The following is a 24,533-nucleotide window of genomic DNA, read 5'->3' on the forward strand; positions in this document are numbered from 1 at the left end:
GCTGGGGTCACGCACCGAAAGCCAGTTTCCTCCATTGGTTTCGCGGCGTAGCCGCCCCGCAAATCCAGGGGGAACCGAACCAGCAAACAAGCAAACAAGCAAACCAGCCAACAAAACACACACCGCTAGCCCCGGCGCTACAATCCCTCGAACATTCCACCGGAAGCCACCGAATGTCCAAATTCACCATAACCCTCCCCGTCCGCTGGGGCGACATGGACAGCTTTGGCCACGTCAGCAACGTGGTCTACCTGCGCTATATCGAGGATTGCCGGGCGCAGTGGATGGAATCGGTGCCCAGTCACTGGCAGGAAGGCGAAACCGGGCCGGTGGTGGCCAATATCAGCATCAACTTCCGGCGACCGATGTACTGGCCCGGGGAAGTCGAAGTCACGCTCGAGCCCCAGTCGCCGGGGCGCTCGTCAATCAAGCTGGAGCACGTAATTCGATCGATTCCGGAAGGCGACGGCGAGGCGACCGTCTACGCCGACGCAACCTGCACGCTGGTGTGGATCGACAAGAAGAAGGGCGAACCGGTCCCTTTGCCGGCCTGCATCCGCGAGCTGGGCCACTAAAACCTCCGGAAAACTACTGCGCGAGCGTCTGACGGCGTCCGGCGGTGCTCGGAATCCTCATGTATTCGCACATACACTGCGGTTCCTGCGCTCCGGCGGCCACCGTCAGCCGCCCGCTCGCTACGTTTTCCAGAGGTTTTAGACAAATCCCTACGGGGACACTACTCTCAACTGAATTCGAGGCCGAGTTTCACGACCTCGTCATCGATATCGTCCATCCATCGGATTTCAGCCGCCTGCAGCCCCAGATTGGCCACTTGAACCACGCAGCGCGCGCCCTTTTGCACAGACCGAATCGGGCCTCGGGTAAGCACCACGACGCGCAAGCCGCCGCGCGATTCCTCGCACACCAGACCGGCAGTTTCGGGCTCGAAGACTTCCTCACTGGGGATGGTGTTCGAAAACTGCAGAAGAACGACTTCGGTCTCGTCCGGCGGGTAGCGCAGATAGCGCCTGCGGTCATCGATTTGAGCCTGAGCCATGACACACCTCCAGATGTGAAAGCTTCGGCAAAATGCCAAAGCCGTCACAAATCAGCATAGCCCCCGCGGCCCGCGGAGGCAATCACGGCCCATTCATTTCTTGAGGCGCTCGACCAGTTTCTTCAGCGTCGCCTGCGTCTGCTCGTCGAACCAGCCGGCCACGAAGGCATCGATATCCAGTGCGTCGCGGTCGTCGAACAGTGCGCCCAGTTCTGCCCGGCACAGCTGGCGGGTGGCCGACATGGAGTGCTGTGGCAACTTGAGCAGCCCACGGCACCAGGCGACGGAGCGCTCGACCACCTCGGCTGCCGGCGCCAGGTCGTCAACCATGCCCAGCTCCAGCGCGTCGGCCGCGGGAATCATTTCGCCGGCGACCAAGTGGCGCTCGGCCGGATACGGACCGATCAGGCGCACGAGGGCACGATGGATGGCCGGCGGCACGACCAGGCCGACCTGGACCTCGTTGAGACCGAGACGGAAATCGCCCTCGGCCTGAATCCGATAGTCGGCGAACAGGGCAATGACGGTGCCGCCGGCGGGGCTGTGCCCGGTCAGGGCGGTCACGATCGGCACGGGGCTGCGAGCGATGCGTTCGAGCAACCCGAAAAGCGCCCGCCAGAACTCGCGCATGCCTTGCTCGTCAAGGGTGAGCAGTTCGGGTACGTCCAGACCGGCGGAGAACAGGCCCTCGCGCCCCGAGATGACCAGGGCACGGGCGCCGTCTTCGGTGGCCTTCTGGATGGCGCCGTCGAGCTCGGCAACCAGCGCGGGGTTGAGCGCGTTGACCGGCGGGCGGTCGAGCTTGAGTTCGACGATGTCATCGCCGTGGTCGATGTGCTTCAGCATGGCTCTTGCTTCCTTGGATCGGTGGCAGCCCAAGAGTTTACCGCCCCGCCGGAGTCGATGGGCAACCGACCGGGCAGCGCTTCCTCAAGGCCGATCCGGGATCGCCTTTGGGTATGATGAATCCTCGAGTCCACGGGGAGACAAGGCGTGTTCGAATCGGAGCCGACCAGTACGGCATTGGCACTGACCGCAGCCGGGTTGCTGCTGGTCCTGAGCGTGCTGTTCAGCCGGCCCTCGGAGCGCATCGGCATCCCGGTGGTGCTGGTCTTCCTGCTAATCGGTCTCGTGGTCGGCTCGCGCTTCGGCCACGACCTGATCGATTTCGACCTGGCCTTCCGCATCGGCACCATGGGCCTGGTCCTCATCCTGTTCGACGGCGGCCTGAACACACCCTTCCGCCAGGTCCGGGAACACTTGCTACCTGCATCCCTGCTGGCCACCCTGGCCGTGGTCGGCACAGCCTTCCTGGTCGCCCTGACGGCCTGGCTGCTGGGCCTGGACTGGATGATGGCTCTTTTGCTGGGCGCCATCGTTTCCTCGACCGATGCGGCCGCAGTTTTCTCCGCTTTGCGCGGCTCGGGTGTGCAGCTGCGCCGACGGGTCGGTGCCACCCTGGAGCTGGAGTCCGGTCTCAACGACCCCATGGCGGTGATCCTGACACTGACCCTGACCGCTCAGCTGATCGGCGGCGGCCCATTCAGCTGGCCGGACTTTCTCGGCCACGTGACCATTCAGCTTGCCGTCGGCCTGGGTGCCGGGCTGGCAATGGGATGGCTGGGCTCGCAGATGCTCGCACGCATCCGGGTGCCGGCCGCCGGCCTCTACCCGGCGCTGACGCTGGCGCTGGCCATGCTCGCCTTCGGTATTCCAACGCTGTTCATGGGCTCGGGCTTCCTGGCGGTCTACATCACTGCCATGATGTTGGGCAATCAGCGCCTGCCCTACCGCTCGGGCATCCTGCGCGTACACGACGCCCTGGCCTGGCTGGCGCAGATTTCGATGTTCCTGGTGCTGGGGCTGCTTGCCGTGCCGCAGATCCTCGTGTCGTTCGGCTGGCGCGGCCTGCTGGTGGCCCTGGCACTGGCGCTTGTCGCCCGCCCGCTGGCGGTAACGCTGTGCCTGCTGCCGTTTCGCTACAGCGCGCGCGAGACCGCCTTCATTTCCTGGGTCGGGCTGCGCGGCGCAGTGCCCATTCTGCTGGCCACCTATCCGGTCATGGCCGGCGTCGAGAACGCGATGACGCTTTTCCACCTGGTGTTCTTCGTGGTGGTGGTCAACGCCTTGATTCCGGGCGCCACGGTGCGCTGGGCCGTGTCGCTCTTCGGCGTCGAGCGCGGCGGTGTGCAGCGCCCTGCGCCGGTGCTGGAAATCAACGCCATTGACAGCCTGCCGGTTCAGATCATCTCGTTCAACCTGCACCCGGCCGCCCTGGTGACCGGGCAACCGGCCCGCATGCTGCCGTTGCCGGCCGGCGCCGACATCCTGCTGGTGGTGCGCGAAAAACAGGCGCTGCCGGTCACGCCCGACACCGTGCTGCAGGCCGGCGATCATGTACACGTCATGGTGCGGCCGGAGGACAAGCACGCTGTGGAGCTGATGTTCGGGCTCCGCGAGGACGACTGAGGGGGCTCTGAAAACTACTGCGCGTGCGCCTGGCGGCGTCCGGCAGCGTAGGCAGCGGAGCCTTGGCGGCTTTCCGCAGGAAAGAAGCCGAGTCGGAGTGCCGTCAAACGCGTACTCGGGATCCTCATGTATTTACACATACACGCGCGACGGCTCCAATCCGGCGCTACTTGCGCTCCGCGCAAAGCGCACCGGATATTTCGCCTGCGCTCCGGTCCCTGCGTTCCGGCGGCCACCGTCAGGCACTCGCTCGCTACGTTTTCAGAGCCCCCTCCCCCTTCAAGAAATTCGAGACCCGCTTCAATTCTGGGCGGTCATCTTCAAGTGGAACTGGTGAAGGATGGCGGCGGTGGCACCCCAGATCATCCACTTTGGGTGGGCGATGGTAATCAGGTCGTGGCTGTGGCCGCCGCGGGTGACCTGGTGGTGCCGGTAGCTTTCGGGATCGAGCACGGTCGTCATGGGCAGCGTGAAAATGGTGTCGACCTCTCGCGGGCAAGCCCGCATGTCGGGCGAACCGGCGATGGAGGCAACCACCGGCACGATGCGGTAGCCGGTGATCGTGTCGAAGCGGTCGAGCAGACCGTGGACGGACACCATGCCGGCGTCGATACCAATCTCCTCGCTCGTCTCGCGCAGCGCGGTTCCCAGCGGAAAGGACTCGCTTGATTCGCGCCGCCCGCCCGGTAGCGCCACCTGGCCGGCATGAAGCGCCATACGGCGACTGCGGACCGTCAGGACAATCGCGGGCTCGGGTTCGTACACAATCGGGAGAAGAACGGCCGCGGGCCTGGGGCTCCAGCGGTCGTGGAGGGGGCGGAAGCCGCCCAGGGGAAGACGCTCGTGGGGCGTATCGGGAGAGTGGAGCCGCGCCGCCAGCTCGTCGAGCTGGAGCGCGGCTTCAGCCTTCATCGAACAACCGGTCCGCCCGGGCAGGCAGGGCCTGCATGATCTCCCGGCGCTGTTCGGGCGTATAGCCCAGCCATCCGGCGATCTCCGTGGCGGAACGGAAACAACCCGCGCACAAGTCACCGGGACCCAGGGTGCAGGTCCCGATGCAGGGCGACTCCACTTCGGGAATCGGTCGTGCCGGGTCGCTCATTGAACCCGCTTACTGGCCGGGGGCCTGCGTCTGGCCTTCGTAGTCTTCCGGTTCGCCGATCTGCTCGAGCTTGATGTCGAACTTGAGCGCTTCGTTCGGACCGATGATCGGCGGATCGCCGCGAACACCGAAGGCCAGTTCGGGCGGCAGGAACACCTGCCATTCGGCACCCTCGCGCATCAATGGCAGCACTTCCTGCCAGCCCTCGATGACCGAGTTCACCTGGAAGACCGCGGGTACGCCGCGACGGAACGAGCTGTCGAATTCGCGGCCGCTGATCTTGGATCCACGATAGTGCACCGTCACGGTGTCATCCAGGCTGGGCCGCTCGCCGTCGCCTTCGACGATCACGCGGTACTGGACGCCGCTGGGCAGGGCCGTGATACCGCTCCTGTCCCGATTCTCGGCCAGGAACTCCTCGGCCTTGACCTTGTTCTCTTCGGCCAGGGCTTCGAAGGCCTCCATGCGCTCCTGGCGCAGCCTTTCCTGAAGCTCGGTCATGCGATCACGCATGATGTCCATTTCTACCGCCGGTTCCTGCTGGTTGTAAGCGTCGCGAACCGCCTGCAGGACGGCGTCGAGATCCACGTCGATTTCGTAGCTGTTGAGCTCGGAACCGAACTCGTAGCCGATGGAATAGCCGAGCTGTCCCTGTTCACTTTCCAGGTCCTGGGCTGCGGCCGGCGCGGCCAGAATCAGGGCCAGGGCCGCTGCTAGAAAACACTTCTGCATGTTGCCTCCGTTGAAGGGAAGTCGTTTGAAAGCGGGAATTACGAAAGCCGGCATTGTACCCGACCACTTCACTGCTGACCACGGCCACCGGAATAAACCGGAGTGGCAACCGTGAAGTCCACTGTGCGCCTGAATGGACCGCTCAAACCCGACAATGGTTCCGACTGGAAAGTTGGTTAATTTCACCAGTTACTGTGCTAATTTCACCATTCACTCCAGATTGCCTGCGCGCAAATCCTTGATTTTTAATGCAGAGTGGCTTTGGCACGGCGTTTGCTTATAACCGTGCAGACAATCAACCACCGCACAGGAGTCACGCACATGGGTATCTTTTCCCGCATGGGCGACATCATCAACGCCAATCTCAACTCCGCCCTCGAAAAGGCGGAAGATCCCGAAAAGATGATCCGCCTGATGATCCAGGAAATGGAAGACACTCTGGTCGAGATCAGGTCGGCCACGGCCAAATGCATCGCCGAGAAGAAGGAACGCACCCGCCTGCTCAAGCGCCTGGAACAGCAGCAGATCGAATGGGAACGCAAGGCCGAACTGGCCCTCGAGAAAGACCGCGAGGACCTGGCCCGTGCCGCACTGGCCGAAAAAACAGCCCTGGCCGACCGTATCAGTTACCTGAAGGAAGAGCTCGAGCACTACGAGGATCAACTGGCCAAGTACGACGAGGACATCGGCAAGCTGCAGGCCAAGCTGACCGACGCTCGCAATCGCCAGCGCAGCCTGGTCATGCGCCACCGCTCGGCCAATCACCACCTCAAGACGAAGAAGCATGTCTACAACGAAAAGGTCGACGAGATGCTCTACCGCTTCGACGCTGCCGAGGAACGCATTGAGCACATCGAATCGGAAGCCGAGGCGCTGGACATGGGCCGCAAGGGTCGAACGCTGAACTCGGAATTCGAGGAGCTCGAGCGCGACGAGCGCGTCGAAGAAGCCCTCAATGAGCTCAAGTCTCGCCGCAACAAGGAGTAAGCCGAAATGCTCGACTTGATGGGGCTTATCTTCGTGCCGATCGTCCTCTTCCTGGTTATCGTGGCGCCGATCTGGCTGATCTTGCACTACGCCACCCGCAACTCGGCCAACCGGCGCCTCAACAGCAAGGACGAAGCGTTGATGGAGGAGTTGCACGAGAGCGCTCGGAAGATGGAGGAACGCATCCATACCCTCGAACGCATCCTCGATGCCGATAGCCCGAACTGGAGAAGCCGCACATGAAACACGGACAGCTCGAATACGAACGACCCAGACGCAATCGCCTGTACCGCAACAAGGAGCGAAGCATCCTGGGTGGCGTGTGCGCCGGCATCGCCGACTGGGCCGGCTTCAACCTGACCGCACTGCGCGTCATCACCGTGCTGCTGGCCATTCCGTTTACCGCGGTCATGGTCATCGGCTATGTCGTGCTGTGGATCCTGGTGCCCAAGCGCCCGATCAATCTCTATCGCGACGAACGCGACGAGGCTTTCTGGCAGGAGGTGCGCAAAGGCCCGAAAGACGGCGTCAGCAGCCTCAACCATCGCTTTCGTGAACTCGACAAGAGACTGCAGCGCATGGAAGCCTGGCTGACCTCCAGCGAGTACCGCATCGACCGCGAGCTGCGCGACTGACCTGCTTGCCGCGGGCGCTGAAAGGGAACCGCCTTCATGCACCTACTGCTGACCATCGTCATCCTCCTGCTCATGATCCCGGCCGCCCTGGCCGGGATCGGCGAAGGACTGGTCGGCGCCATTGCAAACTCGGATTGTCTTTCCGGCGCCCTGCCCCACGCCAGCGCCCTACTGGCGGAATTGGCGCCAATCGTTCCGGCGTTAGCCCTCCTTCTAGCAGGGGTGGCCACATTGGCGGTTGCGACCTGGTTGATCGTGCGGGTAGTCGAGAGCGCCTAAAGCACCAAATCCGAAGCACCAAATCTCAAACAAATTCGAAATATCAATGCTCGAATGACAAAAACGGGCGGACAGCCGAGTCGCCCGTTGCTACCCCAACCGCACCGTCCTTGCCGAACCCAGAACCCTGAAAGCGACGCGAATTGTCGTCCCGGCCTCCGAGCCGGGACCTCGCACGCGTCGATTCGGCACGGCGCAGGACTCACTGCCACCTGCAGTGCGCGAGGCCCCGGATAAACCTGAACCCTCGCAAGGCGCTCGAAGCCCTTAAACTATCGGGCTCCAACCGAACCAAACCGGGAGCCCCACACCCATGCCTTTCGAGAATCTATTGATCGACGACCGCGGCGCGGTGCGCACGATCACCGTCAACCGCCCCGACAAACTCAATGCGCTCAACCGACACACGCTCGAGGAGCTTCACCGGGCGATGATCGAAGCGCACGGCGCCGAGGGCGTGCGCGTGATCGTCATCACCGGCAGTGGCGAAAAAGCCTTCGTGGCCGGCGCCGACATCGGCGAGATCCGCGAGCAGACCGCGGTACAAGCCCGCGCCTTCTCCGCCATGGGACAGAACCTCATGAGCCTGGTGCAAAGCTTCGACAAGCCGGTAATTGCAGCCATCAACGGTTTCGCACTGGGCGGCGGCATGGAACTGGCACTGGGGTGCCACCTGCGCATTGCCTCGACCAACGCCCGTCTGGGCCTGCCGGAGATCAAGCTCGGGATCATGCCTGGTTTCGGCGGCACGCAACGCCTGCTACGCCTGGTCGGAACCACCCGCGCGCTGGAAATGGCGCTCACCGGCGAGCCGATTGCGGCCGAACGAGCCGAGCAGCTAGGTATCGTCAACCGCGTGGTCGAGCCGGCTGAGCTGGATTCAGCCGTGAGCGAACTGGCGGGCCAACTGGCCCAGGCCGCCCCGGAAGCCGTAAGCGGCATCCTTCAGGCCGTCAACCAGGGCGCCGACACCGACCTTCAGACCGGACTGGCGCTGGAAACCGCCCGCTTCGCCCTTTGCTGCGCCACGGAGGACATGAAAGAAGGGACCAGCGCCTTCCTCGAAAAACGCACGCCGGAGTTTCAGGGAAAGTAGGCAATTTCGTTTTCTCGCAAAGTCGCAACGGCGCTAAGGTCGCAAAGGAAAGAATAAAAGAAAATTCATACCTTGCGTTCTTTGCGCCTTCGCGCCTTCGCGAGAAATTCTCTTTATTTCAGATAGCCAGTTTCGCCCTCGTAGTCCTTCTCGCCCGCAGTGATGCGCACATCGAGGCGGTTTTCCGGTACCGGTAACGGACAGGTGGAAAACTCGGTGAAGGTACACGGCGGATTGTAGGCGCGGTTGAAGTCCAGAACCGTGCGGTCGTTTTCGTCAGGCATGGGCGCATAAAGCATGCGTCCCGCGCCGTAGGTCTCGCGGCCGGTGGTGCGGTCGGCGATCACGAAGAACAATTCTTCGTCGTCAGCCGCAGCCTGGGCTTCCAGGCGGTAGGTCTTGCCTTCGTATTCGAACACCGCCGTGCCCAGGTTGGGTTCCTGCGTGACGTCACCCAGCACACTGCCGACCGGCATGGTCGTGCCCGGCGGGTGATACTCGAGATGCGCCTCGACACGCCAGTCGGGATCGAAGGGAAAGTAGTCGAGGCCCTTGAACCCGGTGCGGGCTTCCGCGCGCGGCCAGCGCGTGCGCACGGCCAGGCGGTCGTTACGCTGGATGATCTGGAAACGAACATCCTCGGCCTGCACCCACACCGGCTCGTCACGCGCGGACTGCACGAGCATTCCGGCCACGCCGGCGCGCCCGTCGACCAGCACCTCATCGGAAGCCGGCTCGAAGCGCGCACGCGTGCCCTCGACGATCAACTCGCCCCAGTAACCCGGACCCGCCGGCATGGTGATGTCGGCATCCTCGCCTGCGCCGATACGCCAGCGACCGTCATCGACGAAGTCCAGACCCACCAGGCTCAGCCATCCGTAAGGTTCGGTCAGCCGGTCACGACGGCGCTGCCGCCAGTCAATCGCTTCGGCCCGCCATTCCGTCACCTCAGCATCCGATCGGGATTCCTCTTCCGGCGCTTCCGGCTTGGGTTCATTAACGGCACAAGCAGCGAGCAGAAGCGCGCCAGCGAAGACGCCCATTACCCCGGCAATTTCTGAATACATTCGACGAAACTGGCTCATTGGTTTCACACCCTGCTTGATTGAGGAGCCCTGAAAGAACCACCCCATACATTTCGAACATTCGAACTTTGGTCATTCGAATTTGTTTGATATTTGGTGCCTGGAATTCGGAGATTTCAAAAACCTCTGGAAAACGTAGCGAGCGGGTGGCTGACGGTGGCCGCCGGAGCGCAGGAACCGCAGCGCAGGTGGAAGTCCGGTGCGGTTTGCGCGTAGCGCAAGGAGCGCCGGACTGGAGCCGTTGCGCGTGTATGTGTGAATACATGAGGATTCCGAGCACCGCCGGACGCCGTCAGGCGCACGCGCAGTAGTTTTCCAGTGGTTTTTCAAGTTCGTCCATAGACATCTTCCAACCGCTCAATATCATCTTCACCAAAGTAGCTTCCGGTCTGGACTTCGATGATATGCACATCATCGGTACCGGGGTTTTCAAGGCGATGAAGATTGCCGACCGGAATCTCGACCGTCTCGTTGGCGCCGTAGATGCGCTCCTCGTCACCAACCCGCACCTTCGCCTGCCCGGACACGACCGTCCAGTGCTCGCTGCGATGCTGGTGGCGCTGAAGCGACAGGATGCCGCCGGGCTTGACCACCAGGCGCTTGACCTTGCAGTCCTCGGCGTCTTCGAGCACCGTGAAACTGCCCCAGGGACGATGCACAGTGCGGTGAAAGACGGCCAGCTGGTCGTCATTGCGGGTCAGTTCCTCCACCACGGCCTTGACTTCCTGGGCGCGGTCCCGGCTGGCGACGAGCACGGCATCGCCGGTGTCGACGATGAGCAGGTTGTCCACGCCGACGGCGGCCACCAGGCGTTTTTCGCCCTGCACGAAGGTGTTGCGGGCGTCGACCAGGACGGCTTCGCCCTGCACGCGATTGCCCAGCGCATCGGTTTCGTAGAGATCGCTGATGGCCTGCCAGGAACCGATATCGCTCCAGCCGCAGTTAACGGGTACCACCGCGCGGTGCGCGGCTTTTTCCATCACGGCGAAGTCGATCGAGTCGGCACGCACCTGCGTAAAACGCTCCGCATCGAGTTCGACCGGAGAGGCGTCGGGATCAGTCTCCGCCCAGGTGGCCCGTACCTGCTCGAGGATATCGCCGGCATGTTCTTCGAGCGCGGCCAGAATCGCATCGACACGAAAGCAGAACATGCCGGCATTCCACAGGTACTCGCCCGATTCGAAATAACGACGCGCGGTGTCCTGGTCGGGCTTTTCGACAAAGGCACGAATCTTTCGACCGTGTTCGCCGATGGTCTCGCCGGAGCGGATGTAGCCGTAGCCGGTTTCGGCGTGCGTGGGCGTCACTCCGAGACAGGTCAGCCAGCCTTCCTCGGCCAGGGCGTCGGCATGAGCGACGGCCTCGGAGAAGGCATCCAGGTCGCGAATCAGATGATCGGCCGGCATCACCAGCAGGCGGGTTTCCGGACCGTAGGCATGCTCGGCCCACAGCGCAGCTGCAGCGATAGCCGGCGCGGTATTGCGGCCCTCGGGCTCGAGCAGGAAGCGATGATCGGATGAATCATCGACGGACAGGTATTCGTCGCGGGTCAGGAAGTAATAATCGCGCCCGGTCACGGTCAGTGTGACCGGCGCATCTCCAACCGCCAACGCCCGACGAATGGTGCTGGCGGCCAGGGTCTGACCATCGGCCAGGCGCATGAACGGCTTTGGGTGCGCCTTGCGCGACACCGGCCACAGGCGGGTGCCGGCGCCGCCGGACATGATCACGGGTATCAGCATGGGGCCTTGCTCCATCGGTCCAGGCACTCGGTCAGTGCCTGCTCGCAGGAGGGCAGCCTCTGACCGGTGAGTTGTTCATAGCGCGAGCCATCGAGTACCGACCAGGCCGGCCGACGCGCTTTTTGCGGCCACTGGTCGCTGCCGATCGGTTCAACGCCGACAATGTCCGGAATGATGCCACGCTCGGCAGCCAGTTGCACAGCCCGCTCGGCCAGGGCGTGCCAGGTCATGGCACCCTGACCGCTCACGTGCAGCAACTCCGGCCGGTCGACACGCTGGCCGAGCGACAGCAACTGGCGCGTCGCCTGTGCCAGCGTGCCGGCCCAGGTGGGCGAACCGGTCTGGTCGGCCACGACTTTCAGATCCTGCCCGTCACCGGCGCGCTTGAGGATGGCGGAGACGAAATTGCCCGGCAGCGCGCTGTAGACCCAGGCCGTGCGCAGCACCAGGGCCCGGCAGCCGCTGATCGCGATCGCCTGTTCGCCGGCCAGCTTGGTGCGGCCGTAGGCCGATTCCGGCGCCACGGGGTCATCCTCGCGCCACGGGCGTCCGGGCTCGCCGCTGAAGACGTAGTCAGTCGAGTAGTGCACAAGCAAGGCGTCGTGGCCGCGGCACCAGCCGGCCAGCGCCGCGGGTAGATCGTGGTTGAGGCGAAAGGCCTCCGATTCATGCGCTTCGGCGTCGTCCACCGCGGTCCAGGCGGCGGCGTTGACGATGACGTCCGGCCGCACCCGGTCCAGCAGCGCCGGGACGGATTCGATATCCGACAAATCCAGGGTGTGGTCGGCCCCGCTGCGGGCACAGGTCACCATGCCGTCGATTTCGGCACGCAGGTGCCGTCCGAGCTGACCATTGGCGCCCAGCAGCAGCGTGGTCATGACGGGAGGCGATCGGCGGACAGTTCCGCCAGGCGCGGCGCGGATTGGTCCTTGTCCGACAGGCCCGCCGGATCCAGCGGCCACTCGACCGCGATGTCCGGATCGTCCCAGGCAATCGACGCGTCATATTCGCCCCGATACGGACGGGTGCAGAGATAGTTGAACGTGGCCGAATCGCTCAGAACCTGGAAACCGTGCGCGAAGCCCTCGGGAATCCACAGCTGCTGATGGCTCTCGGCGTCGAGTTCGAGGGCCGTCCAGCGTCCGAAGTGGCTCGAGCCGGGGCGGATATCGACGGCCACGTCGAATACACGCCCGCTCGAAACCCAGACCAGCTTGCCCTGCGGCTCGGGCCACTGGTAATGCAGGCCGCGCAACACGCCGCGACCGGATTGCGAGCAGTTGGCCTGGACGAAAGCCGGGCCGATACCGTGTTCACGGTAGCGCTCCTCACGCCAGGTCTCGAGAAACCAGCCGCGCTCATCACCGAATACGCGCGGTTCGACGAGCTTCACGCCGGGAAGGTCGGTTTCGCTGACTTTCATGAGAAGTCGACTGTTCGGGCGATCATGCGCAGGTAATCGCCGTAACCGCTCTTGGTCAGCGGCTCGGCCAGGGCCAGCAACTGCTCGGTGGTGATCCAACCGTGGCGGAAGGCGATTTCCTCGGGACAGGCCACCCGCAGACCCTGTCGCGACTCCAGGGTTTCGATGTAGCTTGCCGCCTGCTGCAGCGAAGCGTGCGTGCCGGTATCGAGCCAGGCATAGCCGCGGCCCATGCGCTCGACGGTGAGATCACCGGCCTCGAGGTAGCGCCGGTTGAGATCGGTGATTTCCAGCTCACCGCGCTCCGACGGCGCCAGGTCGGCGGCGTAATCGCAGACGCGTTCGTCGTAGAAATACAGACCGGTCACCGCGTAATTCGACTTGGGTTGCTCGGGCTTTTCCTCCAGCGAGAGCACCCGGCCGTCGGCATCCATCTCGGCCACGCCGTAGCGTTCCGGATCGCTGACCCAGTAGCCGAACACGGTGGCGCCGTGCTCGCGGGAATTCGCGCGCTCGAGCAGCTCGCGCAAACCGCCGCCGTGGAAGATGTTATCGCCCAGGATCAGGCAGGAAGGATGGCCATCGACAAAGTCGCGTCCGATGATGAAGGCATCAGCCAGCCCGCGGGGCTCGTCCTGCACGGCGTAGGAAAGCTCGATTCCCCACTGGCTGCCGTCGCCGAGCAGCCGCTTGAACAGGGCCTGCTCGTGCGGCGTAGTGATCATCAGGATTTCGCGAATACCCGCCTGCATCATGGTCGAGAGCGGGTAATAGACCATTGGCTTGTCGTAGACCGGCAGCAGTTGCTTGCTGATCACCTGCGTAAGCGGGTAGAGCCGCGTGCCGGAGCCGCCGGCCAGAATGATGCCTTTCCTGTTCATGGAGTCATTGTCCCGAAAAATCTAAAAACACTAAAACCTAATTGTCCACAGATGAACACAGATGAACACAGATAAAAAAATAAAAACTCAATTTACTAGGCGTTTTACCTGAACTTTGGGACTGCCGAAATTGACGAGCAAACCGACATCGAGTCCGGTTGCTTTCAAATAATTCAAAACCTGCGCCTGATGTTGCCCGGTCAATTCCCTGAGAGCCTTGATTTCTACGACCAATCGCTTCTCAACGAGGAAATCGGGTTGATATCTGCCCACCAGGGTACCTTTGTACTGCACGTCGACTTGTACTTGTCGTTGGTGATCAATGCCCTGGTTGACCAGTTCCACCGACAAGGCGTTTTCGTAGACGCTTTCCAGAAATCCTGCTCCTAAAGTGTTGCCCACCTCATAGCAACAACCAATGACCTTCTCCGATACATCTGACAAAAGATGTTTTTCTTTATCTGTGTCCATCTGTGTTCATCTGTGGACAATATTTCTTTTCTTTTTTCAGCCCTTCAGCCGCGACACGCCTAGCCGTTCGGAGCGGTAGCGACCGTCGCGGATGCGTTGCCACCAGTCGCGGTTTTCGAGGTACCAGTCGACGGTCTTCGCCAGGCCTTCGGCGAAGTCGAGCGACGGTTCCCAGCCGAGTTCTTCGCGGATGCGGGTCGCGTCGATGGCGTAGCGGCGGTCGTGGCCGGGGCGGTCGGTGACGTATTCGATCAATTCACGCCGGGGGCGATCGCCCGGCACGCGCTCGTCGAGCAGGTCGCACAGGAGATGGACCACGTCTAGGTTGGCCATCTCGGCGTTGCCGCCGACGTTGTAGACCCGGCCCGGCTCGCCGGCTTCGAGCACGCGCTCGATCGCACGACAGTGATCGGTGACGAAAAGCCAGTCCCGGCGCTGCTGGCCATCACCGTAGACAGGCAGTTTCTCGCCCTCGAGAGCATTGATCAGCATCAGCGGAATCAGCTTCTCGGGAAACTGCAACGGGCCGTAGTTATTCGAGCAGTTGGTGATCATCACCGGCAGGCCGTAGGTGCGATGCCAGGCTCGGGCGAGATGATCGGCCGCGGCCTTTGAAGCGGCATACGGCGAGTTGGGGGCGTAGCGATGCGTCTCGGTGAACCCCGGCTCGCCGGGTCCGAGCGTGCCATAGACTTCGTCGGTCGAGACATGCACGAAGCGAAAGTGACTCGCCCCGCCCTGCCAGTATTCAAGCGCGGCATCGAGCAAAGTCTGGGTGCCGGTGACGTTGGTATGGATGAACGCACCCGGGTCGTCAATGGAACGATCCACGTGGCTCTCGGCAGCGAAGTGGACGATGGCGTCGGGCCGGTGTTCTTCCAGCAGCCGGCGTACCAGCGGGCCGTCGCAGATATCGCCCTCGACGAACACGTGCCGCTCATCCGGCAGGCCGTCGAGCGATTCGCGGTTTCCGGCATAGGTGAGCAGGTCCAGGTTGACCACCCGCACGTCGCCCGAGGCGAGCACATGGTGGACGAAGTTGGACCCGATAAAACCGGCACCGCCGGTCACTAGAATGGTTTTCATTTGAAAATCAAAACCTTTGAAACGCTAAGACGCAAAGACGCAAAGAGACAACAAATCAATGCAAACGGCTTTGCCTTTCTGAAGCCACAAGTCTCTGCAGACTCGTGGTGACATCAGGAAACCGCAACCATTTCACTTTCTTTGCGCCTTCGCGTCTTTGCGTTTTCAAGATTTTTGCCGGACCCAACCGAGGCCGCCACGCGCAAATCGTGGCCCCGGAATCCGGAATCGGCATCGTTCAGAACGGAATATCGTCTTCCAGGCCGCCGCTGTTGTCGCTGGGCGGGCCGTCGTAGTTCTGCTGGGACTGGTTGTTGTCGTCGAACGGCGCGCTGCCGCCACGGCTGTCGAGCATCTGCATTTCGTTGGCGACGATTTCGGTGGTCCAGCGGTCCTGGCCGTCCTGTCCCTGCCACTTGCGCGTCTGGATACGGCCTTCGATGTAGACCTTGGAGCCCTTGCGCAGGTACTCACCGGCAATCTCGCCGAGCTTGCCGAACATCACCACCCGGTGCCACTCGGTACGCTCCTGCTGCTCGCCGGTCTGCTTGTCGCGCCAGCTCTCTGAAGTGGCAATGCGGATGTTGGTCACTGCGTTGCCGCCGGCCGTATGCCGGGTTTCGGGATCGGCGCCGAGGTTGCCGATCAGGATCGCCTTGTTGATTCCACGGGCCATGACGCGGGCCTCTCCTTTTCAAGCGTTTGAGAATGCGCAAAAGTCTAGCACGGGCGGGGCCGTTCAGCCTGATAAAACCGAGTGCCCCGGCGTAGGACATCGACCCGTATAATTGTCGGCCATGAACGATTTCCCCTCGCCCACGGCGCCGGCCGGCCTGGATGACATTCTCGAGCTGACGCGGGCCGACCGCCGGGCGGTCGACCACCTGATTGCCGACCGGCTGGCCTCCGATGTCGTGCTGGTCAATCAGATCAGCCGGCACATCATCAGCGGTGGCGGCAAGCGCATGCGGCCGCTGGTACACCTGCTCTGCGCCCGGGCGGCAGGCTATGAAGGCCGCGATCACCTCAAGCTGGCCGCCATCATCGAGTTCATCCACACCTCGACCCTGCTCCACGACGACGTGGTCGACGAGTCCTCCCGCCGGCGCGGGCAGGTCACGGCCCATCGTCTCTGGGGCAATGCCGCCTCCGTCCTGGTCGGCGATTTCCTGTACTCGCGCAGCTTCCAGCTGATGGTGGAGCTCGACCGGATGCGTATCATGAACATCCTGGCCGACACCACCAACACGATTGCCGAAGGCGAGGTCCTGCAGCTGATGCAGATGGGCAACCCCGATCTCGGCGTCGAAGATTACTATCAGGTCATCTCCGACAAGACGGCCTGCCTGTTCGCGGCCAGCGCCCGTCTGGGCGGCGTCCTGGGCGAGATGGACGACGGGGCCTGCGAACGCCTGGCCGAATACGGCCTCTACCTGGGCCAGGCCTTCCAGATCGTCGACGACGTGCTCGACTACCGCGGGACCGGCGATAACCTGGGCAAGAACGCCGGCGACGACCTTGCCGAGGGCAAGGTTACCCTGCCGCTGATTCTCACCCTGCAGTCCGCGGACGATGAAGAGCGGAAGCTGATCCGAGAGATCGTCGAGGCGGGCGGCAGCGACCGAATCACCGATGTACGCCAAGCCATGGAGCGAACCGGCGCCCTCGATCTCGCGATGTCCCAGGCCGAAGGGCTGTCGCGAAAAGCGACACAGGCCTTGTCGGTGTTGCCCGAAAGCGAGGAACGCAGCGCCTTGGAATTTCTTGCCGGTTACGCAGTGAATCGCGCGTACTGAAGGCAGCTACACTAGTGCGCGAAAAGACTCGCCGCGCTGTTCGAAATCACGAAAACGAGTAAAGCTCGGGGCGCCGGGGGAGAGCAGCACCACGGCCCCCTCTCGCGCCAGTTCCCGGGCCCGCGTCACGGCCGGCTCCAGCCCGTCGAATTGTTCAATGGTACCGACCCTGTCCCCGACCGATTCTCGAAAACATCGGGCAATCTCCGCCCCATTATCGGGAATCGTGAGCAGGGCCTCGAGCCCGTGCTGGCCAACCCGATCGAACACCGGCTGCCAGTCAGCCGGCCGGGGCTGGCCGCCGGCGATCAGGATCACGGGGGAGTCTCCAAGCGCGTCCAGCGCCGCCAGCGTGGCCCAGGGGCTGGTCGAAATCGAATCGTTGATGTAGCGCACGCCGTCGACCGTCGCCACCGGCTCCAGGCGATGCGGCAACGGCTGGAAACTCGCCAGGGCGTCGCTGAGCTCATCGGCCTCGTGCCCGAGCAGTATCGCCGCCTGCAGCGCCAGAGCCGCGTTGTCGAGGTTGTGCTGCCCGATCAGCGGCAGGGCGCCCTCGGGACAAAGCTGGGTGCGGTCCATCATCAGCCGATTGCCGTCACGCCACACGCCCGGCGGGCGATTGGCGATTACGCGCCCGGGCAACGACTCGGTAGCCGCCACCAGGCGCTCGTCGCTACCATTGACCAGCAGTGGACGACCGTCCAGCAGTTCAGCCATCCTGAGTTTTGCGGCTATGTAGGCCGCCTCATCGCCGTGCCAGTCCAGGTGCTCGGGAAAAAGACGCGTGAATATGCCGAGGTCCAGGCGCCCCTGAAGGTCCGACAGCTGGTAACTCGACAGTTCGACGACGGCGATTCTGGCCGGGGTGTCGAGGTGGTCGAGCAGCGGCACCCCGATATTGCCGCCCAGCAGGACTTCATGCCGCTGTGCCCGCAGCAGGTGGGCCAGCAATGAGGATGTCGTGCTCTTGCCCTTCGACCCCGTCACGCCAATAACCGTCAGCTCACCGCCCTTCTCGGCCAGCCAGATCGAGGCCGGATTGACGATGGCCACACCGGCTTCGCGCGCTGCTGTCAGGGCGGGATGGTCCACCGGTACGCCGGGCGAACGTACCAGCACGTCGAAGTCCTTCAAACCGGCGCCGAAGCGACCGCTGATGACCGGCAGATCGGTATCGGCCCCACCGCTTTCGACCAGGACCGTCAGGCGAGCATCGGGATCGCGGGCCAGCAGCGCCCGGGCCGTCGCCCGACCGTCACGGCCGTAGCCCAGCAGTCCGATTCGCTGCGCCAGCAGCCAGTCAAGCGTCGGCGAGCAGGTCATCGGGAATGCGGTGTGATCGGCCGGGCCGGCAGAGTTCATCGATATCGGGCACATCCAGCCCCTCCAGGAGCGGCGCCAGGCCGGCCACGACGGCAAAATCACGCCAGTGCGGATCGCGGGCCAGCGCCGCCAGCGCCGCACGCGCTTCGCCGGCCTCGCCGACGCACTCGAAGGGCTTGGCGCCGTCCATGGCGAGCAATTCGCGGAAGCCAGACAGCCGGGACTCGTCGTCGAGCAGGTTGGCACCAAAGATCTCGATGAGCGCTTCCGGCGCCATGAAAGGCGCCAGGGCCAGGAACACGAACTGGCATTTCGGACATTGGCCGCACCAGCGATCTGTCCGCGCCCCGTCGAGGTGAAAGTTGCGGTTGCAGGACGAAAAAACGCCGTGATAGCGCACCAGACCGGCAAACTCGCGGCAAACCGCCAGCTCGCGGTCGCGACGCAGCATCGAAAACACCGCCACGTCGGGGGTGATGTAACGCGCCACCCACTCGCCCAGCATCGATTCGAATTCCAGGGACTTGGAAAACTGGTGATTGACCGGCCGGCCCTGCGCGTCGTGCATGGTGGGCTCGTCGGCCGAGCGCTCGTTGGCGAAGACGATCCGGTCGAAACCCTGCACCAGCGCCAGGACGACGAGAACGGCAGCATTGATGGCGGTAATCGGCACATGCCCGTTCCAGGCGCCCTGACGGTTGAGCTCGGCCAGCTTCGGGTCGACGCGCCGTTCGACACGCAGGTGGTGAGTGCCGGCCGCGTCGGCCACCTGACGGATCAGCTCGGCCTGCCCGACCTGGACCGTGGCAAGGTCTTCCCCGCGACAGCGCAAGCGCTCGAGCGCCACCAGGGAATCCTTGCCGCCCCCCATGGGGACGAGTGAGCGACGTGGCAGCGAACAATGCTGTGCTTTTGCAGCGGTTTCGTCGGACACGGGAAAATGGGCCCACCGTCCCTGCTCCAGCCCGTTTCGCCAGGCGAACTCGGCCAGCCCCTCTCGGTACAGCCGCGCCAACCAGGCAGCCTGCCAGTCGTCCGGGCAGCGTCGGGAAAACTCGATCGACGGCGGACAGCCCGCCTTCCAGTAACTGATGGCGGCCGTCCAGTGCAGCAGGTCCAGCGCAGCATCGAGCGCCCGGGAGCATTCGGCAGCCGGGCTGTTCACCGGAAGCCAGAATCGCTCGATCAGTTCGATGCCGTCCAGCTCGTAAGCCAGTTCGATCCAACCGGTGGCCGGATCGAATCGACGCTCGCCGAAGCGAAAAGTAAGGCTGTCCTCGCGTTGCCAGCCGACGAGGCTCGAAGCCGGCGGGACGGGATCAGGCGCGGGCATCCGCCGATACTTCCTGTTCGCTCTTCCCGTCGTCGTCATCCGGCAATCGCGGCCAGGCGCGCAATACTGCGTTGACCAGGGTCGCCAGGGGAATGGCAAAAAATACGCCCCAGAAGCCCCAGATTCCACCGAAGATGAGAACGGCGGTGATGATGGCGACGGGATGGAGGCTGACCACCTCGGAGAACAAAATGGGAACCAGCAAGTTGCCATCCAGCGCCTGGATGATGGCGTAGGCAATCAACACGTACCAGAAGGTCGCCCCCGGCCCGAAGGCGACCAGTGCGACCAGCGCCACCGGTACGGTCACCACGGCTGCACCGATGTAGGGAATGATCACCGAAAAGCCGACCAGCATGGACAGCAGCATGACGAAGGGCATTTCAAACAGCGCGAAAACCGCGTAGGTCACCACCCACACGATCAGAATTTCGAGCACCTTGCCGCGGACGTAATTGCCGATCTGTGCGTCCACTTCCTGCCAGACGCTGGTGACCAGGTCCCGATCACGCGGCAGGTACTGGGCGGCCCAAGCAACCAGCTTGTGCTTGTCCTTGAGGAAAAAGAAGACCAGCACCGGCATCAGCACCAGGAAGATCAACAGGTTGACGGCGCTCATCACACCGGAGAAGGAAACCAGCGTGGCACCGTAATTGACCAATTCGGTTCCGATGTTATCGAGCCAGCGGGAGAGCTGCTCCTGCGAGATCAAGGCCAGCTCGCGCTCGGCCTGGTCGGCCACCAGTTCGGAACCGGTACCGGCCGTCGTCTCGACTTCGTTTTCAGTTTCGGGCTGGTCCGGCGCCACCAGCTGCGGGTATCGCTCCGGCAGCTCGGCGACCCAGTCCTGCGCCAGGGCAACGTAACTGGGCAGATCCCGAACGATGGCCGCAAGCTGACGGGTGAGCATCGGCACCAATCCGAACAGCAGGTAAAGCAAAGCAGCCATGAAACCGGTAAACACACCGATGACACTGAGCAACCGGGGTGCGCCCAGACGCTCTAGCCGCTGTACGCCGCCCTCGAGCAGGTACGCCAGAACCAGGCTGGCCAGCACCGGTGCGAGCATTTTTCCGAACAACACGATGGCCAGCACGCCCAACGCCAGGAAGAGCGCCAGGATGACGACCTGCGGGTCGGAGAAATGTCGGCGAAACCAGTCGTTGACGCGCGCAATCATGGGTGAATTATACGGGCGCTAGTGGTCCTTCAGCCTGATACTTGCGAATTCAGCGTTCCTGTGGCGTTTCGCTGCAAGGCGCCGTGCGCAGTCAATGGCCGTCGCCCTTGGCATGAACGCTGACAGACCAACTGAATTCGCAATTATCAGGCTGAAGGACCACCAGCCCTGCCCGGTGAGCCTTCCCCGCAAGAAGGCCACCGGGCAACGTGCCGTTCAGGAGTGTTGTAGCTGCGGGTAAGAAAACTCGTTCAAACCGGGACTCAGAAATCAAGACTCAGCATGGCCTGAACCTCGAAGTCCTGCTCCAGCTCATCGCTGACCACGCCCAGGAAATTACCGCCGAAGGCGTACTCGGGCGGTGCGTAAGCCGCATTCAGGTGCAGCCGGGTACGTTCGCCAACCCCTTTCGACAGACCGGCCATGACGGCATTGCTGGCCAGCTCGGACTGGAGTGCATCGGCAAGCTTCGGTGCCGTTGGACGGGGTTGGGTGCGCGTGCGGTAGTCGACGAACAACTCGACATCATCGTCATCGGCACGCCAGCGCCATCCCAGGCTGTAGACCGTCAGGTCATCCCAGGCGAAGCTGGGGCTATTGCGATCCCCCAGAAGCGCGGTGAATCGCGCCGGCAGGGACCGGCTCGGGAACGCGCCGACATCACTGTAGAAGATCTGCGAAACGCCGAGATTGAACCACGAGCGCGAAGTCGTGTGCAGTTCCAGCCCCAACTGCAAGCGCGGCGGGATATCGAGCTCCGCACTGGCGCCGTGAACACCCCGCACCGTCGCGAACTCGTCCATGTTGATTCGCGACTGGAACGCCGCCTCGAGACGCACGCCGGTGACCACCTGGCTGCTGAGCGCGAACCGCAGGCCCGTACCATTCGAGACTTCGGTTCGGGACGGGTCGAATACAAGCAGGTCGGCTGGATCGGCCTGCCCGAGCCGCGCATTCGAAGATTGGAAGTTCATGGCCGCCGTTCCGAACTGCTGGCTTGCCAGGACAGCGCTGACCGTCAGGTCGCTGTTTGCACCGACGCGGTGCGAAACCCCGGGCATCACCACCGACTGCTGGAAGCGATTGGCGCTGCGAATGCTGTCCACCAGCGGTTCGCTGAGCAAAAGTCCCGCGCGGCCCTGGCGGAAGGACAGCCTGAGCGGCGAACGCCCCCGGGACTTCAGCAACGGCAGCGCAAACTCCGGCAGGATGATGGTCTCGTCGATCTGCAACCAGCTGACATGCGGCAACTTGCGTGCCGAAAGTCGCTCCAGCTCGGGCGTGATTTCGTGGACCAGATACTGATCCCACGGACCCAGCTCGAAACCCGCCACGTACCACGCCAGGCCGGCATAGGGAGATAGCTGCATCGAGCCGGACATGCGCGACATCGACCAAGCCGGCGAAGCCAACACCAGGGCAACGGTCAGGACGAGGATGGACAGTAGTCGGTGCATCGGATTCCGGGCCAGCGACATGGTTACGGCGCAAGTGTACATTCACCCATGGCAAAAATACAACGCCTGAATTCACCGGATGCGGCAAGATCCCCGCTAACCCTTGCCAAGACTGACTCTGCGCCCGCCGCCCGGATGTTGCGCATGAGCAACAAAGCTGGCCTGGCGCGGTGCCGGCATGCCGGCCGTCGACCGGCCCCGACGCTGTAAACGATCAGCCCAGACGTTCGCAGATCGCGTCGGTGAAGCTCTCGGTTGTGCCGCTGCCGCCGAGGTCGGGCGTTGTACGGTCGCCGGCCTCGATGACGTCGGCAATGGCCTTTCGGAGGCGGCCGGCGCGATCATTCTGATCGAGGTGCTCGAGCATCTGGGCCGCCCCCAGCATCAGGGCGCAGGGATTGGCGATGCCCTGGCCGGCGATGTCCGGCGCCGAACCGTGGACGGCTTCGAACATGGCGGCCTTCTCGCCGATATTGGCGCCCGGCGCCAGACCGAGACCGCCGACGAGTCCCGCACACAGGTCGGAAATGATGTCGCCGAACAGGTTGGTCGTGACGATCACGTCGAACTGTTCGGGCCGCATGACCAACTGCATGCAGGCGTTGTCGACGATCAGGTCGTTGCTTTCGATATCCTTGTAATCTTCCGCCACTTCGTGCGCCACACGCAGGAACATGCCGGTGACATCCTTGAGGATGTTGGCCTTGTGCACGACCGTGACCTTCTTTCGGCCCGTTCGCCGGGCCAGTTCGAAGGCAAAGCGCACGATACGCTCACAGCCCTTGCGCGTAACCACCATTTTCGACTCCGCCCGGCTGTCGTCGGGCGCGGTCCAGGCGCCTTCCCCCAGGTACGCGCCTTCGGTATTCTCGCGCACCGTGATCAGGTCGATGTTCTCGTAGCGCGAATTCGAGCCCTTGAAGCTGATCGCCGGCCGGACATTGGCATAGAGATCGAAATGCTTGCGCAGCGCGACGTTGAGCGACTTGAACCCGCCGCCCACCGGGGTGGTCAGCGGCGCCTTGAGGGCCACACGGTTCTTCTCGATCGAATCGAGCGTCGCCTGCGGCAGCAACTCGCCCGTCTCTTCCTGGGCGGCCATGCCGGCAAGCTGAAAATCGTAGCTCAGACCCGCGCCGATGGTGTCGAGCATGCGGAGGGTCGCATCCATGATTTCGGGGCCGATGCCGTCGCCCCGAATGACGGTAATCTGCTGCGTCACGCGATGGTTCCTGTGGTAATCAAGCGGTTGAATCCGAACCCGCCATTATAAAGCTCATCGACTCTCTAGCGGAGCATGCGATCCAGAGCTCCTTCTTGCTCCAGCGCGTCGAGGTCGTCGAAACCGCCGACATGCTCATCGCCGATGAATATCTGGGGCACGGTCCGCCGACCGCTTCGCTCGATCATCTCGTCGCGCCGTTCGGGCTCGGCCCCGATGTCGATCTCCGACCATTCCACGCCCTTTTGCCGGAACAGGTCGGCTGCGGCCCGACAGAACGGGCAGGTGGACTTGGTGTACATGACGATTTCTTTGCTCAATGCTCAGGCTCCTTTGTTCGAAACAACTTTTGCCGACCGACGATGAAATGGTCGTCTCGCGACCGATCGTCAATCCATGGGAATGCTGTGGGCCAGCCGATCACCGTTGAAGAACTCGATCCGGTCTTCTTCCGGGTTGTAGCGCAACCGGATGCGCCCGGCGGCGCCGTCCAGGCTGATGAAGTTTCCGGCGGCAATCCGGAGAGCCTCTCCGGAATCTATGGAATCGACCACGATACCGGCCCGGGACGCCGGCGCATGCTCACTGTAGCCGAATTCCGGTCCGCCGAGCACAATTCCGTATTGCGGCTTTCCCGCGGGCTGAGCGTTGCTGGTCATGATGCTCAGACCCAGTTCGGTCGGCGCTGAACCGCCGTTTACGATCTCCATGCCCCGGACCAGCGCGAAATCATCGGAGTAGTTGAAACCGTTGATCTCGGCACCGACCGCCGGTTGACCGGTCCAGGTCACACCCATGCTGTTCAAACCCCACACGGTCCCGCTGTCGCCATCGTTTTCCGCATACAGCGTCGCTCCGACGCCGCGACCGCCGCCTTCCATTCGCGTCGAGGCGCCGAGGGCCCCGGCATCGAGCGATTTCCCTTCAGGCATCAGCGTGTAAAAGGCGGAGTTGTCGACGCCTTCAGCCGCGGTCGTGCTGACCAGTAAGGGTGGATCGTCGACGAACGGCTCGAGCCCGAGAACGCGCAGCACGGGTTCGGTTCCGTCTCCCAGCACCAGGCTGGTGGCGGTCAGCGCTCCGGCCATGGCCGAAGCCGCCGCAACGCCGGCCACGCCGGCAAGTTGCATCATCCGCATGTCGCGCTCCTTGTTGCCACCAATACCCGGCTCAT

At 63.2% G+C, this 24,533-nt stretch carries 28 protein-coding genes; 8 read left to right on the top strand and 20 right to left on the bottom strand.

Annotation, left to right across the window (positions count from 1 at the left end; all coding sequences use genetic code 11):
- Nucleotides 1-173: 173 nt before the first annotated feature.
- Complete coding sequence (locus ACDC66_RS11580; protein ID WP_376696885.1) at nt 174-575, top strand: acyl-CoA thioesterase; 402 nt, start codon at nt 174-176, stop codon at nt 573-575.
- A 167-nt stretch (nt 576-742) separates the two neighbouring features.
- Here ACDC66_RS11580 and ACDC66_RS11585 read toward each other — a convergent pair whose 3' ends face one another.
- Both ACDC66_RS11585 and ACDC66_RS11590 read right to left on the bottom strand, forming a co-directional pair.
- Complete coding sequence (locus ACDC66_RS11585) at nt 743-1,057, bottom strand: hypothetical protein (protein WP_376696886.1); 315 nt, start codon at nt 1,055-1,057, stop codon at nt 743-745.
- Between the two features lie 93 nt (nt 1,058-1,150).
- Entirely contained in the window at nt 1,151-1,903 is a 753-nt protein-coding gene (locus ACDC66_RS11590; RefSeq protein WP_376696887.1) for an enoyl-CoA hydratase/isomerase family protein, read from the bottom strand.
- A 147-nt stretch (nt 1,904-2,050) separates the two neighbouring features.
- Between ACDC66_RS11590 and ACDC66_RS11595 the strand changes: the two genes are divergently transcribed.
- On the top strand, nt 2,051-3,526 hold the full coding sequence (locus tag ACDC66_RS11595) for a potassium/proton antiporter (RefSeq protein ID WP_376696888.1): 1,476 nt from the start codon (nt 2,051-2,053) through the stop codon (nt 3,524-3,526).
- 300 nt (nt 3,527-3,826) lie between these two features.
- Here the strand turns inward: ACDC66_RS11595 and ACDC66_RS11600 are convergent, their stop codons facing one another.
- Genes ACDC66_RS11600 through ACDC66_RS11610 form a run of 3 tightly spaced genes read right to left on the bottom strand, consistent with a single transcriptional unit; the run spans nt 3,827 to nt 5,360 of the window.
- The gene (locus ACDC66_RS11600; protein ID WP_376696889.1) at nt 3,827-4,438 is read right to left on the bottom strand and encodes a CoA pyrophosphatase; all 612 of its coding nucleotides are present in this window, start codon (nt 4,436-4,438) and stop codon (nt 3,827-3,829) included.
- Nucleotides 4,428-4,628, bottom strand: a complete 201-nt coding sequence (locus ACDC66_RS11605) for a DUF1289 domain-containing protein (RefSeq protein ID WP_376696890.1) — start codon at nt 4,626-4,628, stop codon at nt 4,428-4,430. Before ACDC66_RS11605 ends, ACDC66_RS11600 begins: the two co-directional genes overlap by 11 nt.
- Before the next feature lie 9 nt (nt 4,629-4,637).
- On the bottom strand, nt 4,638-5,360 hold the full coding sequence (locus tag ACDC66_RS11610; protein WP_376696891.1) for an FKBP-type peptidyl-prolyl cis-trans isomerase: 723 nt from the start codon (nt 5,358-5,360) through the stop codon (nt 4,638-4,640).
- A 321-nt stretch (nt 5,361-5,681) separates the two neighbouring features.
- On the opposite strand from ACDC66_RS11610, the gene pspA reads away from it, so the two are divergent.
- The 5 genes from pspA (at nt 5,682) to ACDC66_RS11635 (ending at nt 8,357) form a co-directional block, all read left to right on the top strand.
- Nucleotides 5,682-6,347, top strand: a complete 666-nt coding sequence (gene pspA / locus ACDC66_RS11615; RefSeq protein ID WP_376696892.1) for a phage shock protein PspA — start codon at nt 5,682-5,684, stop codon at nt 6,345-6,347.
- Nucleotides 6,348-6,353: 6 nt separating this feature from the next.
- Complete coding sequence (pspB, locus tag ACDC66_RS11620) at nt 6,354-6,590, top strand: envelope stress response membrane protein PspB (protein WP_376696893.1); 237 nt, start codon at nt 6,354-6,356, stop codon at nt 6,588-6,590.
- A complete protein-coding gene (gene pspC, locus ACDC66_RS11625) occupies nt 6,587-6,982 on the top strand; it encodes an envelope stress response membrane protein PspC (protein ID WP_376696894.1) in 396 nt (131 codons plus the stop codon). The genes pspB and pspC overlap by 4 nt, the downstream gene beginning before the upstream one ends.
- Nucleotides 6,983-7,018: 36 nt before the next feature.
- A complete protein-coding gene (locus tag ACDC66_RS11630) occupies nt 7,019-7,261 on the top strand; it encodes a hypothetical protein (RefSeq protein WP_376696895.1) in 243 nt (80 codons plus the stop codon).
- Nucleotides 7,262-7,574: 313 nt separating this feature from the next.
- Nucleotides 7,575-8,357: an enoyl-CoA hydratase/isomerase family protein gene (locus ACDC66_RS11635; RefSeq protein WP_376696896.1), complete on the top strand. Its 783-nt coding sequence runs from the start codon at nt 7,575-7,577 to the stop codon at nt 8,355-8,357.
- A gap of 113 nt (nt 8,358-8,470) precedes the next feature.
- Here ACDC66_RS11635 and ACDC66_RS11640 read toward each other — a convergent pair whose 3' ends face one another.
- The 8 genes from ACDC66_RS11640 to ssb all read right to left on the bottom strand — a co-directional run bounded on the left by ACDC66_RS11640 (nt 8,471) and on the right by ssb (nt 15,721).
- Complete coding sequence (locus ACDC66_RS11640) at nt 8,471-9,442, bottom strand: DUF1684 domain-containing protein (RefSeq protein ID WP_376696897.1); 972 nt, start codon at nt 9,440-9,442, stop codon at nt 8,471-8,473.
- Between the two features lie 326 nt (nt 9,443-9,768).
- Nucleotides 9,769-11,184 carry a mannose-1-phosphate guanylyltransferase/mannose-6-phosphate isomerase gene (locus ACDC66_RS11645; protein ID WP_376696898.1) on the bottom strand — a complete coding sequence of 472 codons (1,416 nt, stop codon included), beginning with the start codon at nt 11,182-11,184 and terminating at the stop codon, nt 9,769-9,771.
- Nucleotides 11,178-12,062: a dTDP-4-dehydrorhamnose reductase gene (gene rfbD / locus ACDC66_RS11650; RefSeq protein ID WP_376696899.1), complete on the bottom strand. Its 885-nt coding sequence runs from the start codon at nt 12,060-12,062 to the stop codon at nt 11,178-11,180. Before rfbD ends, ACDC66_RS11645 begins: the two co-directional genes overlap by 7 nt.
- Nucleotides 12,059-12,607, bottom strand: a complete 549-nt coding sequence (gene rfbC / locus ACDC66_RS11655; RefSeq protein ID WP_376696900.1) for a dTDP-4-dehydrorhamnose 3,5-epimerase — start codon at nt 12,605-12,607, stop codon at nt 12,059-12,061. Before rfbC ends, rfbD begins: the two co-directional genes overlap by 4 nt.
- On the bottom strand, nt 12,604-13,488 hold the full coding sequence (gene rfbA / locus ACDC66_RS11660; RefSeq protein WP_376696901.1) for a glucose-1-phosphate thymidylyltransferase RfbA: 885 nt from the start codon (nt 13,486-13,488) through the stop codon (nt 12,604-12,606). The genes rfbC and rfbA overlap by 4 nt, the downstream gene beginning before the upstream one ends.
- Nucleotides 13,489-13,575: 87 nt before the next feature.
- Nucleotides 13,576-13,959, bottom strand: a complete 384-nt coding sequence (locus tag ACDC66_RS11665; RefSeq protein ID WP_376696902.1) for a GxxExxY protein — start codon at nt 13,957-13,959, stop codon at nt 13,576-13,578.
- 36 nt (nt 13,960-13,995) lie between these two features.
- A complete protein-coding gene (gene rfbB / locus ACDC66_RS11670; RefSeq protein WP_376696903.1) occupies nt 13,996-15,045 on the bottom strand; it encodes a dTDP-glucose 4,6-dehydratase in 1,050 nt (349 codons plus the stop codon).
- A 238-nt stretch (nt 15,046-15,283) separates the two neighbouring features.
- Entirely contained in the window at nt 15,284-15,721 is a 438-nt protein-coding gene (gene ssb / locus ACDC66_RS11675; protein WP_376696904.1) for a single-stranded DNA-binding protein, read from the bottom strand.
- A gap of 121 nt (nt 15,722-15,842) precedes the next feature.
- Between ssb and ACDC66_RS11680 the strand changes: the two genes are divergently transcribed.
- Nucleotides 15,843-16,841 (top strand): polyprenyl synthetase family protein, encoded by a 999-nt coding sequence (locus ACDC66_RS11680; protein ID WP_376696905.1) that lies wholly within the window; start codon nt 15,843-15,845, stop codon nt 16,839-16,841.
- Nucleotides 16,842-16,847: 6 nt separating this feature from the next.
- Here the strand turns inward: ACDC66_RS11680 and murD are convergent, their stop codons facing one another.
- The 7 genes from murD to ACDC66_RS11715 form a co-directional block, all read right to left on the bottom strand.
- Entirely contained in the window at nt 16,848-18,206 is a 1,359-nt protein-coding gene (gene murD / locus ACDC66_RS11685; protein ID WP_376696906.1) for a UDP-N-acetylmuramoyl-L-alanine--D-glutamate ligase, read from the bottom strand.
- Nucleotides 18,145-19,500: a hypothetical protein gene (locus ACDC66_RS11690; protein WP_376696907.1), complete on the bottom strand. Its 1,356-nt coding sequence runs from the start codon at nt 19,498-19,500 to the stop codon at nt 18,145-18,147. Before ACDC66_RS11690 ends, murD begins: the two co-directional genes overlap by 62 nt.
- On the bottom strand, nt 19,487-20,680 hold the full coding sequence (locus ACDC66_RS11695; protein WP_376696908.1) for an AI-2E family transporter: 1,194 nt from the start codon (nt 20,678-20,680) through the stop codon (nt 19,487-19,489). The genes ACDC66_RS11690 and ACDC66_RS11695 overlap by 14 nt, the downstream gene beginning before the upstream one ends.
- Nucleotides 20,681-20,943: 263 nt before the next feature.
- On the bottom strand, nt 20,944-22,137 hold the full coding sequence (locus tag ACDC66_RS11700; protein ID WP_376696909.1) for a hypothetical protein: 1,194 nt from the start codon (nt 22,135-22,137) through the stop codon (nt 20,944-20,946).
- A 214-nt stretch (nt 22,138-22,351) separates the two neighbouring features.
- A complete protein-coding gene (locus tag ACDC66_RS11705) occupies nt 22,352-23,359 on the bottom strand; it encodes an isocitrate dehydrogenase (protein ID WP_376696910.1) in 1,008 nt (335 codons plus the stop codon).
- 65 nt (nt 23,360-23,424) lie between these two features.
- Complete coding sequence (gene grxC, locus ACDC66_RS11710; protein ID WP_376696911.1) at nt 23,425-23,679, bottom strand: glutaredoxin 3; 255 nt, start codon at nt 23,677-23,679, stop codon at nt 23,425-23,427.
- A 69-nt stretch (nt 23,680-23,748) separates the two neighbouring features.
- A complete protein-coding gene (locus ACDC66_RS11715; protein WP_376696912.1) occupies nt 23,749-24,498 on the bottom strand; it encodes a hypothetical protein in 750 nt (249 codons plus the stop codon).
- Nucleotides 24,499-24,533: the final 35 nt, after the last annotated feature.

Source organism: Wenzhouxiangella psychrophila, from assembly GCF_042310375.1.
Taxonomy (GTDB): domain Bacteria; phylum Pseudomonadota; class Gammaproteobacteria; order Xanthomonadales; family Wenzhouxiangellaceae; genus Wenzhouxiangella.